A 13,167-nucleotide genomic window follows, 5' to 3' on the forward strand; every position below is an offset into this window, starting at 1 on the left:
TTAGATAAGGTGCTCGTTTTCATTTTTATCGGTAATTCTCAATTCACTTTAGCTTCTTTCCAATAAGTAAAGATTAAATTAACTTAAAAACAAAGCGTTTTAAATTTAATTCATAGATCTTACTGAAACTTGGAATTGCCCCTTAGAACCATCATCATTTGAAACGTAAATTTTATATGTTCCATTCGGCAATGGAGATAAAGCATTCCGTACATTTGTAACATTAATTTGTTGTTCTCCAGGTTTTATATAACCACCAACAATTAGCTCTGTATTTGGACCTTTTACACTATATCCCATTGTATTTTGACCATTATTTTTCATAGAAAAGCTTAAGTCAGTACTCCCATCATATACGAAAGAAGTTACAGCCTCGCCACTATAATCCATTGTTTGGGTTAATAATAAGTCTGCAGAAACATGTTCAACTACATGAATTGGATCATTCGTTTTGTGTACTTCTTCAGCATAAGTATTATTCCCTAACACACCAAGTGTTAATGCTGAAACTACTCCACAACTAAGCACTAGTTTATTTAACTTCATTTTAAGTTCCCCCTTGATGTTTGTATTCTATTACCATCATACATCCTTTTTTAAGTGAGTTTTTATGTAATAATTCATATCTATAAACCTATATATTTTAACTTTCCGCCTTAATAGTTATTGAGAAAGCCACATAGATAAAGCTACAATATTACACTTCATAAAAAACTTATAAATTTTAAAATCTTTTTCTAACAAAGTTTTATACGAGGAAGTACCAAAATACTCAAATAAATAGCATTTCTATTTCAGATAAAATGTACTAATAAAATTTTTCTAAAATTTCACTTTGTAATTTGATATATTCCATGTTAATATAACGAAGGCTACAAAACAGGAGTCACCACACATATCATTTTCACAGAATATTCATACTTAAAGAACCTTATTTTATCAGTAACTCAATCCCAATTTTACCTATACAAAAGTTAGTTTATAATTTCATATGCACATGAATTTAAATAGATTTTTTATCTATTATTTTTTCTATTTTCCTTATCGATTTTAATACGAGTAATATAACAGCACTTTTCAAGTACCCTTCCTTTTTAGATAAAAAGTCTACTAATACTAAACATCTTTGTCCAACTCATACATAATTCTACTTACAAACTATCGGAGATGCAAAACTATGGGAATTTCTACTCTTTTATTAAATACCTTTATTATAATAATTTGTATCCTTAGCTATCACGTACTCTGGCTAGAGTTTAAAGAAAAAATAACATGTAATAATATGTTATTTTCTATCCTTTCCTCCATTGCTATTATTTTTTGTATGACTTTTCCTTTTCATTTACATGTGGGATTTATTTATGATTTACGTTTTATTCCTATTATATTAGTTTTTCTATATGGAAATACAAAAAACATTGTTTTTATAGGAATTTTATATCTTTCTTACCGGTTTTACTTAGGAGGAAATGGCGTTCTTCCATCATTTATTATCTTCACTATTATTTTGGGTATAACAATGCTCTTTCGTTACTTATTACCTATGTATTTTAAAGAAAAAAAGATATTATTAAGCTTACTTCTTATTTTAGTATGTACAGCTTCACTTTCTATTTGCGGTATTGTAACTCAAATAAATACAGGAGGTAAAATAGACTCTACTCTCATAGAATTTTTATTAAATTATATAGTCATTAATATTTTCACAGTATTATTATCAGTTTATTTTATAGAGGAAATGATTGAGAAATATAAAATGAAAGAAAAACTGCAACGGGCTGAAAAATTTTATATAGCTAGCGAACTAGCAGCGTCAATTGCACACGAAATCCACAACCCACTAACCACGGTACATGGATTCACTCAATTATTAAATGAAAAACATGCCTCTAAGCTATCTCAGGAGCAATACTTAGAAATCATGTTAATTGAAATGCAGCAAATACAATCTACTATTAATAACTATTTATCTTTAACCAAACCACAGAACACCCTAAAAGAGAAAATAGATATTAATCACATTTTAAATCAGGTGAAAGATACTATTTCACCACTCGCTCTGTCATACAAAGTTGAAATCAAACAAAATAGTACAGATTCCTTTTATATAAATGGGGACCCCGAAAAATTCAAACTCTGTCTAAACAACATCATCCAAAACGGAATTGAGGCTATGAAAAATGGTGGATTATTACAAATAAATATACAAAAAGTAAAAGAAAATATCATAATTGATATTATTGATTCAGGAATTGGGATGTCATCTCAACAAATAAAACGAATTGCTTTGCCATTCTATTCAACAACAGAAAAAGGAACTGGGCTTGGTACTATGATTGCTTATAGTATTATTAGAGAATTAAACGGAGATATAGAGATAGAGAGTGAATTAGGTAAAGGGACACGTTTTTCTATTAGTATCCCTTGCTAACGTGATAACAATTTTCTATTTAGTTAATTACATAAAAGGATCAGATCTTATCTATTGTTACAGATATACTCTGATCCTTTAGTTTAATTCAATTAAAAACACTTAATATTTATAACTTTTCTTACATCGTGATGAAATACTAGTTCATCGATTTTATCTCATTTACTGATTAGATTTGTTTAATGTAAATATAATATCTCGCGATACTTAATTTGTTATTATCATTAGGGACATTTCCTGCAGTTGTTTTTTCATTAAAGTACAGACCTTGTGCCATTCATTGAAAAAGACAACTCCCTTTTTACTACTTCACTTCCACCGTATAATTCCCTGTTCCACCACCATACTGATACACATGTAAATAATACTTCCCTGGATACGTGTAGTAACTACCTACTAGTTTATTCCCTTGTTGCTGAGCATACGTAACATAATTATTTAAATCTGCTTCAGAATAAAGTACCCAGTTCATTCCGATATTATTTTCATTCGTTACGTTAATTTGAAGGTTTTTAGCATTCTCCACATTAATTTCAAAGAAGTCACTTGTATCGCCATTTCCTAAACTAGCACGTAAAACTTGATTTAACTGCAGTTTGTTTGTTGTTTGGAATGAGTTATTCGGTTCTTTTTCTACACTGTTATCTTCTTTCTTTTGAACAGTTACAGTCGCTGTAGCAGTATTAGTTGCTCCTTTATCGTCTGTTACTGTTAATTTAGCCGTATACGCTCCTTCTTTTGTATATACGTGAGTTGGATTTTGCTCATTACTTACTGCTCCATCACCAAACTCCCATTTATATGAAATAATTTTCCCATCTTCATCTTTTGATCCGTTGCTTGTAAATGAAATTGCTTCATTTACATTTCCACTATACGGACCGTTTATAACCGCAACTGGTGCTTTATTCTCTGCCCCTTCTTCCGTATCAATACCATGGAACACAACATCATATTCAAATTGTCCTGATGCATTCACGCGATAATTTACGAAGTATGCTGTTACTGTTTTATAGCCTGTCCATTCCTTTACACTTAAACGTTTTAACGTATCATTAACGTTTTGTGTAATTGTTTTCCAATCTTCATATTCTCCTTTTGCTGCAGTTCCTGTATATGTTCCTTGTAGTGTGAATGTATTAAAGAACTGTGATTTATTTTTCTTCACTGATACATTTTTCAATTTTGCTTCCGCTGTTATTTCTGCTGCAATATCTGAAACTGGCTTCGATGCATGATTCGCTAAATAATCGTCTGATACTAATGGCACATTATACTTCTCACGATTATCAACTAGCATTTGCATATAGTCTTGATATTCTTTATTTAAATTCGCATCTTTACTTAATGTAGAGCGATATGCATCATATGCTGTTACATCATTTTTCCTAATAAGATCATGTATTTTATCGAACATATCATATCTCTTATTGTACATATACGATTGTAAAGCAAAGGAATAATTATAGAAATCCCACGTTCCATATTTTGCATTTAACGTTCGCTCTGCCGTATAACGCTCTGCTGGATTTGAAGATAATCCTCCTATAATACTCTTTCTCGGTACAACATTATCCGTTCTCGTTGCCCCTGCAAAAAATTCAGCATTCCCTTCTTCAAACCAAGATAATCTTTCATTTTCATATATTTTCCCTTGTCCCCATAACCCTGGTACTTCATATCTACCTTGTAAATAATGCGTGAACTCGTGTCTGAATAATTCTTCTAAACTATAAATACTTTCTTCTGGCGTACGCTCATAAGTAAAGAACGTACCTGTTCCTTCTATATAAAGACCACCGTTATTCGTTTCATAACCGTACAATTGACGATTAAATTGATATTCTGCTGGGCTATTATAAATAACCATCGTTAGTACATCATCAGGATTTCCTTTTTCTAAAGGTTGATCACTTTCAACCGTACGATGGAATTGTGCCTTCACTTCTTTTGCCGCCCAATATAAACGTTTTACTTTTTCTTCTGTCACTTTATCTCCAGCTTTTAAAACAATTGCCCCATCATCAAACGTATACGTTTTTGGCAAATATTTTTTCTTTCCATCTTCTCTTATTTGATCTAAATTCACCACTTTACCATTTGCATCTTTTCCGCCATAATTCGTTGCGATTTGCTCAGCAGCTACGAAATATTGCTCCCCTAAATACGGATAAATTTTCATCGCATCTGTTACAACTTGTAACCCTTTCGTTCCTGTACTATGGAATGTACCGAGTCTACCTGTATAATAAATGCCATTATTAATAAGCCAACCGTTTTTTGCTGTAATCGTTCCCATTAATGCAAAACGACTTAGTTCATTAATATAACTATCTATTTTCTGATACCATACTGTATCTTTCGGTGCTTTCCTCGTATCGTACAAATACGATTGAATGTCGTAATCAACACCTTGCATAATATCGTAAATAGCATTTCCAGCTGAAAGATTATCTACTAATGTAGAAAAATTATCATTATATTGTTTAAAAATCTTTGCAGCTGATGTTATCGTTTCCACATCACTCGAAGCGTTTCCTATTAACTTTCCGTATGATGATACCACTCTATTTTGCTCTAATGTACCCAGCTTGAAATTTGAATTGTTAGCTATCGCTTTTAATGCAGGTAAGCATTTATCATGATAACTCCGTTCATTTAATTTACTAAGTTCCGAATTATAAAATCCTAAATAAAATCCTGAACGCAATACCTCCACTAATGTCTCAATCCCTTTTGAATCATCCTTCGTATAGGCTTGTCCTTGCTGCTTCAATTTATCAATAATCGCCTGCATCCTACTATCATTTTGATAGAATGCTAGACTGTCTGTATTAAACTGAAATAGCCCCGTAATTTGCTCCCAATCAATTGTTACAAGTAAATCTACTAACTGCTGATTGCTTAATTGATTTAATTCAGCAATTGTATAAGTTTTCGCTACAGCTAATTGCTTACTTTCTTTTTTCACCTCAGGTGGTCTTTGTGATAAATCGGCAAATTGTAGCCTTTTCTCAAAAGACTTGCTTTCGAGCACTTTCGATGAATGAGCTAATTCTTGTACTGGTAGTTGTACACCGACTGGCTCCATTTTGAGCACATTTCGATAAGAAACTTGCTCTCCCTTAGTAACTTCTGCCAAACTGACCCCTTGAAAACTCCCTAACATTAAACTAGCAAAACTTACCCCTACTAACATTTTCTTTGAATAGCTTTTCATGCTCTCCCCTACCTTACATTTTTAGTGTCCCGCTCCATTATTTTACTATTTTTACTTTTTGTCCTGTATTGAGAAAAAATAAGGTAACGTTCACACATATATTCATTTCATGTAAAATTAACGCTTGACTTTCCGTGCATTTTAGATCAAAAAAAGATAGATAATAGCAAAATTTCTGCTACATCTATCCTCGTTTTCAACACTATGATTTTAACTTTATAAACGTAACTTCCGGTAATGTTTGCATATGCTGAATAAACTCATTCTTTTCTTCTGACGATATATTTTTCAGCTGCATTCCTACCTTATAAACAGTTTCTGTACCTTGCTGTGAAGCTTCCACCTCATATGAGAGTATTGGGATGCCTTTCACTTGTAGTGTTTCTAATATTTGTTGTATCGCTTCATGTTTATTTACAAACATTTGCACTGTTATATTTTGTGGAAATAGAAATTGCACCTTAAAAATACGACTTACAATTTCTAAACCAATTAAAACGAGAATCGTCGCTCCAATGCCTACTACATACATTCCCGCTCCAATTGCTAATCCTATACCGGCAGTAGCCCATAAACCAGCCGCGGTCGTTAATCCTTTCACCGCCTGCTTTTGAATAATAATTGTGCCTGCACCTAAAAAACCAACTCCACTAACGACTTGTGCTGCAATCCGACTTGGGTCTAGAGACGTATGCTCTTCATACACAATATCTGAAAAGGCATATTTCGAAACAACCATTATTAACGCACTTCCTACCGCTACGAGGAAATGAGTCTTTAATCCAGCTTCTTTCGATCGAATTTCTCTTTCAATACCAATCATTGCTCCTAACAAGCCAGCAACACCGATTCGTATAATAAAATCAAAATCTACACTCACGGGCACTTCCCCCTTTCATTCATTATAGATAGATAAAACAAAAATTATCACAAACATCCATTTATCACCATGAAAGAATACCACTAAAATACACTTAATACTCCGACTGTTTTATGTTAATATTTTAAATATTAACATAAAATAAATAACTCCTGATTTTAAACCTTCACTAATTTTCTAAAAAACCAAAGGTGGATTGCATGAAATTAGGTTGAGAAATTTTAGAAAACGCTTTCATTTTGTTTCATAATTTTTTATAAAAAATACATAAATAAAGGAGCTTACTAACAATGAACGTCTCGTTACTTACACCTACTACTGATTTACAAGAAGAATACTTAGATTTCTATAACGAATGGAAAGATAGCGGTGAAACAATGATCCCGTGGGTTATCTCAAAAAATCCTGCCAACTTCCCAGCTATGGTTCAAGAACTTCTCGATGCGCATAACGGAATAAATATCCCTGAAACTTGGGTACCAGACTCTACATATTGGCTTGTTACAGATGAAAATAAAATTGTGGGAGCTGTTAATATACGTCATAGTTTAACCGAACATTTATTTAACGCTGGCGGTCATATTGGTTATGGCATTCGCCCTTCTGAAAGAAGAAAAGGTTATGCTACGAAGTTACTAGCATTATCATTAGAAAAAACGAAGGAATTAGACATCACGAAAGTACTTGTCGTTTGCGACGCAGTGAATACCGCTTCTGAAAAAACGATTTTACATAACGGCGGGCTTCGTGATGATGATTTCACTGAGGAAGATGGGAATGTAGTAAGAAGATATTGGATTGAGCTATGAATGATCACAAATAAGCGAGAAAGTGATTATACACTTTCTCGCTTATTTTACACTGCTTCTATTTCAAACTGCACTGTAATACCACTTGGATCTACCACCACAAACCCATTTGTAGTTTCATTTATTTCATGTTGTTTTTCTATTAATCTTTCTTTCACTTCATCTAACGCTTCTTTATACGGTAGTACAATCGTATACACCTTTAGCCCAGTTGCATGTACTGGTGGGTGTGGATTGTTTACTCCGTTCCACGTATTTGCACCAATATGGTGATGATATCCCCCTGCTGAAATAAATAAGCAATCCTCTTCACGCTGTTGTACTTCAAAACCTACTGTTTCCACATAAAATTCATGTGATTTCTCTACATCAGCTATTCGTAAATGTACGTGCCCAACGACAGTATTAGCAGGCAAACCATCAAACTCATAATCAACGAATGTTGCCAATTCTTTTAAATCAAGTGGTGTACTTCCTCCTGGCCCTTCTCCCCATCGATCGCGCGGACGGTCTGCATAAATTTCAATACCATTCCCCTCTAAATCTTGCAAATAAAAAGCTTCGCTATATGTATGATCACTTGCACTATTAAACCTTGAAATTGGTAAAATTTCATTTGAATATGTATAACGCCCTTCTTGCTCAGCCGGGCTGTCAATTACATTCTTATTACGAAGAACCCCAAATAGCGCAGAAGCAAAAGCTTCACGAGTCGGAACTAAAAAGGCTACATGATATATACCAGTCGTACGCGGTTCTTGCAGTACCCCGTCCTCTAACTTTTCAAGAACAAGTAACGCATTCTTTCCACCTTTTCCAGATAAATATGCTTTATTCCCCTCTTGCTTAATTACCTCTAATCCTACAACATTCTCATAAAAAGCAATTTGACGCTCTAAATCTTTCACTTTAAATTCAACATGACCAATACGTGTTTTCGGATGAATTTTTACCATGAATAACTTCATCTCCTTATCCCTATATTTTCCCATTACATATAACCGTTACTATGAAGGATACAACTAAAATCATCCTATGTAAATAAGAAAAGTCAGAATTTACATACATTTTTATTTTCATAATAAAAAGCCACCTTTTCTGAAGTGACCCCCGAAAGTTAGACAGGTCGTTTCATTAGGCAGCCTCTAGGGTATGAGCCCGGTATTGTACTGGGCTCATACCCTTTAATTTTGCCTTAATTCTTTTATGGTTATAGTATTCTATATACTTTGCTAATTCTTGTTTGAAATGTGTTATACTTTCAAATTCTTTTCGATACAGAAATTCCGATTTCATGATACCGAAGAAATTTTCAATAACGGCATTGTCATAACAGTTTCCTTTGCGAGACATACTTTGAGTTATGCCACAATTCTTAAGAGAATGACGGTATTGTTTCATTTGATAGTGCCAACCTTGATCAGAGTGAATGAGGAGTTTATCCGGATCGGTTACACAATAAAGTGCTTGGTCCAACATCGTTGAAACAAGGGAATAGGTCGGTTTGGGGCCAATTGTATAAGTGATAATTTCACCATTAAATAAATCCAACATTGGTGATAGGTATAACTTCTCCCCAAATAATTTAAACTCCGTAATATCTGTAACCCACTTTTCATTTGGTTTTTCAGCTTGGAAGTTGCGATTTAAAATATTTGGCGCAATTTTCCCAACTGTCCCTTTGTAAGAGCGATATTTTTTCATACGAACCAGACATTTTAACCCTAATTCTTTCATAAGGCGATACACTTTTTTATGATTTACTTTGTGTCCACGATTCATAAGTTCATCACGAATACGACGATAACCATAACACCCATCGTGTTCATTATAAATAGCTTGAATCAGTTCTTTTACCTCCGCATTTGGATCAGGACGATTAAAACGTTTCATCCAGTAATAGTACGTACTACGTGGAATGTTTGCGAGTTGAAGTAACTCCTTGATAGGAAATTCATGCCTTAACTCGTAGATTACTTGCGCTTTGTCTTGTTTGGTGATTTTTCTTTGTTTTGAACTAAGGCATTCAACTTTTTTAAATATGCATTTTCCATACGTAAACGCTCATTTTCCGCTTGTAAGGCTTCGATTGATCCTTCATCTACTGGTTTTATTTTTTTATCTTTCATGGTTGGACGCCCCTTTTTCTTTAATTGTAGGGCATCCAATCCTCCTGTTTCATAAGCTATTTTCCATTTCCGAAGTGTTTCATAAGACGGTATATTGAAAAGTGCCGCTGTTTCTCTGATAGATGTCCCGTGTTCATTCATATAATAAAGTACATCTAGTTTATACTGGGCTGGGTAGAATGTATAGCACTTTTCAAAGGCCTTTTCACCTGAAGACTCATATCGTCTAATCCACTCACGAAGTACGCTAGGGTTAACTCCTATAGATTTAGCAATTATTTTTCCACTTTCTGTACCATCTAAATATCGTTTCACCGCTTGGATTTTTTCTTTTGAAGAAAATTTAGCCATAAAAAATGCACCTCCAATTGTTAGACTGTGTCTAACAATTGGGGTGCACTTCATTCTAACTTTTAGAAAAGGTGGCTTTTTAACTCTTATCTCATTTTATGTACTTCAGCAACTAGCTTTCCACCCTGAATGCCCATATAAAGCTTCACAGGTGCATCATTCGGATTTTCAAATACTAAATCTAAGTATGGATATGCAATTGTAGCATCTCTTCCTTGTGGAACATAACCTACCGTTTTAGAATGTGTAGTTCTCTCCACCATTTTCAGACCAGCTTGATCTGCTGCATTGTATAAAGTTGAAGATGTTTGACAAACACCACCGCCATATCCATCTACTAATTTACCATCAACTATTTCTTTCCCTAATTGATATCCTTTATCTGGTGTTGTATCACCGATTAATGAATTAAAAGAGAAACGGTCTCCTTTTGCTAACACAACTCCATTTATGCTCGCTGCTGACAAACGAATATTCTCAATACGGCCACCTGTTGAACCACCTAAGTTCGTTTCATATCTACCAATTACCGTACCATTTCCTTGCGCATCACTTAATGTTGCGACTGGTTTTTTCTCCACGATCGGCAACTGATACGTAGCATCCCACATACCAACATTTAACAATTTATCTACTAATTCTTTTTCCATTAATTCATAAGAAGGTTTTCCTTCTTGCCAACTTCCATCAGGTGCTATACGTGAAGGAACCATTTTTTTGTCGACGCTTTTTCCAACCTCACCAACAACCTTTGTTACAGACTTTTTAAATTTCGCTTCATCTTCAAAATAGCCTAAACTAGATAAATCTAATTTTTTCACTTCAGTACCAGTTCGACCATCAACTAAACTAATAGTATCCTGCACTTCTGCTTTAGCCTCTACAGTATGCCCACCAATATCACTTACCAATGCAACATCACTTACTTTTGCACCACAGCCACTCATTATAGCTACACATAACACCCCAACCAATATACCCTTTACTTTACGGAACAATATACTCTCTCCCTTTCCCCAACATCACTATTATGTATTTATTTCATTTTCATGTATGTTTTGTTACAATCATTTTACAATATGTTTATAAAATGTTACAAGTTATTTTTCACTCTATATAAATTACTCTTTTCTTTTATAAATGTCTATACATATTTACATAAAAGTTTGAGTTTGATAGAATTGTAACTTTTATGTAAACTCTCTCTTTTATCCAGTATATACCATTAAGCAAAAGAAATACAAATCAAAAACCCTCAAGCTATTTTTTATAAAGTGAAACTGTAATCAGTGGGGGTTTTACGGGCATCCCGACCTTCTTTGTTTCTGCTGAATTTTGACATGGGGGTCTTATTGCCCAGCAAATAGCGGGATAAAGAGAAATCCCGTCAACATAAATAGGTATTTGCCGTGCCACCACTCCGCTTTTGCACATACATTATGGTGAATTCAACCTATTTTAAAGAAATGGAGGATGTTATTATGTATCCCTACAATCCATATGATCCATATAATCAATATGCGTACCAACAACCACAGTATGACTTACAAACACAATATCAATCTTATATAGATCAAGCAGAGCACACGAATCCATATGACCAAAATAGACAATTCCAACTTCCAATCTCTTTTCCTGGCACTGGAAATCGTCAATTAGAAAGACGCGTAAATGAGCTTGAACAAAGAGTTCGTCAACTAGAAAATACAGTTGAGCGCCATACACGTAGACTAAACCGCTTAAACCAACGTTTACGCACAGTAGAAAACAGACTAAACATTCCATTCGCAGCATTAGAAGACGGATTTTAATCGAGAAAATAAAGATTATATAAAGGAAGGGGCTTCCCCTTCCTTATATAAATTGACGAAAGTTTTTTCCATCTCTATACTGATAAGAGTTAATGAAATGAAACAAGGTGATAAATATGGATTTTGAAATAAATTATCTTTCCTTTTATGTTGTACAAGTAGAAGGAAAAGGTGAAGCAGTTGATAAACGCTACAAACATTTTCAAACTTTAGACGCTGAAGAATATGAAGATAGTTCCTTAAAAGAATTTTTGAATGGTGAGTTATTAAAAATATCGAAGCGAAAAGTAGAACGTCATGCAAAAACAGAACAAGCCCCAACAAAAATTGGTCGCTTTATTGTAGAAGAAGGGCACGAACTTGATTCAAACCCTCATTACAACCTTTTTAATCGTATTCGCTTTGCAGAAACAAAAGAAAACTTTAAAGATATGAGCGAACCTCTCGTTTATACATATCTTGACACAAGCGCTGTACGTGGTGGTGTATTTTTAATTGCTCAGGCAAAACTACGCAAATACTTTGATGATCCATTCGTATTCGTAATGAAATGCGACTTTGAACCAAAGGTTGCTTCTATTTCTGATGAATCAACACTGATTCGTAACGTTGAAATGGCCATCACAACAAAGAATATGAAATCTATCCAATATCCGTACATGCCTGAAGAAGGTATGGTTGAAGTAGGCGAACTAAAAATACACCAAGCATCACATGCCCGCTACTTTGAAGACTTCTTAAAATTCGTCGAATACGAACGCTCTATGCCTGAAATTATGAAAACACAAGTAATGGACATGGTATACGACCAAATTGAAGATGTATTTGAAGAAGGTACGGAAGAACGCGAACAATTCGACCAAGCGATGGAAGTATGGGCTGCCAGTCCGAAACGCGAAATTATGGAACAATTTTCAACCGAAGAAGTAATGGAAGCAACTGCTCAAATCGTCGAGCATGCTCCTGAAGTCGAATTAAAACTAAAAGCAGATCATATCTCTGTGAAGGCCCTGCTTGCTGATTTCGGGGATCAAATACATATTGCGAAGGTAAATGATCGATATGTACTTATGATTGAAGCAGACACACTTACATTTGAAAAAGGCTTCTCTCCTATTGAGTTTCTGAAGCCAGATGAGCTGCAAGATGTGATTGAGCGGATTGAGAATAAGCAGCAGTATTCGTTTGATCCGAGCGGTATTGAATAAAGTGAAACTTTAATCAGTGGGGTTTTGTTCATCCCCCACTAATTATTAACCCTCACCAATCGGGCTTTTACGGGATAAATACTTCCATATAACTGTTGTTACTGGGCGCTTATAATAAGCGCTCTTTTGTTTATATTAAAAACCGATTCTACTAAGAATCGATTTTTCTGCTTTATAATAAAACATGTTTATTTTCAAATTTTTTTGATGCAAGATGACATTTGTTGCAGAATCAAATACATCCCTTCCTTGTTATACAAGCTTATTTCCATTAGAAATATCTACTTCAATATTTCTATTTGACCAAGTCCTTCTATAAGTTGTTAAG

At 34.1% G+C, this 13,167-nt stretch carries 10 protein-coding genes; 4 read left to right on the top strand and 6 right to left on the bottom strand.

The features are described 5' to 3' along the window. Positions 1-105 precede the first annotated feature (105 nt). The gene (locus V7S45_RS17245) at positions 106-546 is read right to left on the bottom strand and encodes a hypothetical protein (RefSeq protein ID WP_000773522.1); all 441 of its coding nucleotides are present in this window, start codon (positions 544-546) and stop codon (positions 106-108) included. Between the two features lie 631 nt (positions 547-1,177). On the opposite strand from V7S45_RS17245, the gene V7S45_RS17250 reads away from it, so the two are divergent. Beyond that, a complete protein-coding gene (locus V7S45_RS17250; RefSeq protein ID WP_000513034.1) occupies positions 1,178-2,431 on the top strand; it encodes a HAMP domain-containing sensor histidine kinase in 1,254 nt (417 codons plus the stop codon). Positions 2,432-2,735: 304 nt separating this feature from the next. Here the strand turns inward: V7S45_RS17250 and colA are convergent, their stop codons facing one another. Together colA and V7S45_RS17260 are read right to left on the bottom strand one after the other, a co-directional pair. Then, entirely contained in the window at positions 2,736-5,651 is a 2,916-nt protein-coding gene (colA, locus tag V7S45_RS17255) for a collagenase ColA (protein WP_342761433.1), read from the bottom strand. A 202-nt stretch (positions 5,652-5,853) separates the two neighbouring features. Beyond that, on the bottom strand, positions 5,854-6,531 hold the full coding sequence (locus V7S45_RS17260) for an MgtC/SapB family protein (protein WP_000109728.1): 678 nt from the start codon (positions 6,529-6,531) through the stop codon (positions 5,854-5,856). Positions 6,532-6,821: 290 nt separating this feature from the next. On the opposite strand from V7S45_RS17260, the gene V7S45_RS17265 reads away from it, so the two are divergent. Continuing rightward, the gene (locus V7S45_RS17265; protein ID WP_001103118.1) at positions 6,822-7,340 is read left to right on the top strand and encodes a GNAT family N-acetyltransferase; all 519 of its coding nucleotides are present in this window, start codon (positions 6,822-6,824) and stop codon (positions 7,338-7,340) included. Between the two features lie 47 nt (positions 7,341-7,387). Here V7S45_RS17265 and V7S45_RS17270 read toward each other — a convergent pair whose 3' ends face one another. The 3 genes from V7S45_RS17270 to V7S45_RS17280 form a co-directional block, all read right to left on the bottom strand. Next, positions 7,388-8,332 (bottom strand): VOC family protein, encoded by a 945-nt coding sequence (locus V7S45_RS17270; RefSeq protein ID WP_139256967.1) that lies wholly within the window; start codon positions 8,330-8,332, stop codon positions 7,388-7,390. A 142-nt stretch (positions 8,333-8,474) separates the two neighbouring features. Further along, a protein-coding gene (locus V7S45_RS17275) for an IS3-like element ISBth10 family transposase (RefSeq protein WP_085963707.1) occupies positions 8,475-9,820 on the bottom strand; the annotation gives its coding sequence in 2 pieces (ribosomal slippage) (positions 8,475-9,379 and positions 9,379-9,820; 1,347 coding nt in all). 86 nt (positions 9,821-9,906) lie between these two features. Next, on the bottom strand, positions 9,907-10,818 hold the full coding sequence (locus V7S45_RS17280; RefSeq protein WP_342761434.1) for a VanW family protein: 912 nt from the start codon (positions 10,816-10,818) through the stop codon (positions 9,907-9,909). Positions 10,819-11,301: 483 nt separating this feature from the next. On the opposite strand from V7S45_RS17280, the gene V7S45_RS17285 reads away from it, so the two are divergent. Beyond that, complete coding sequence (locus V7S45_RS17285) at positions 11,302-11,631, top strand: hypothetical protein (RefSeq protein ID WP_000283715.1); 330 nt, start codon at positions 11,302-11,304, stop codon at positions 11,629-11,631. A gap of 116 nt (positions 11,632-11,747) precedes the next feature. Then, positions 11,748-12,839, top strand: a complete 1,092-nt coding sequence (locus V7S45_RS17290; RefSeq protein WP_000345046.1) for a DUF3900 domain-containing protein — start codon at positions 11,748-11,750, stop codon at positions 12,837-12,839. Positions 12,840-13,167: the final 328 nt, after the last annotated feature.

The organism is Bacillus sp. BR3(2024), assembly GCF_039134555.1.
Lineage (GTDB): Bacteria > Bacillota > Bacilli > Bacillales > Bacillaceae_G > Bacillus_A > Bacillus_A cereus.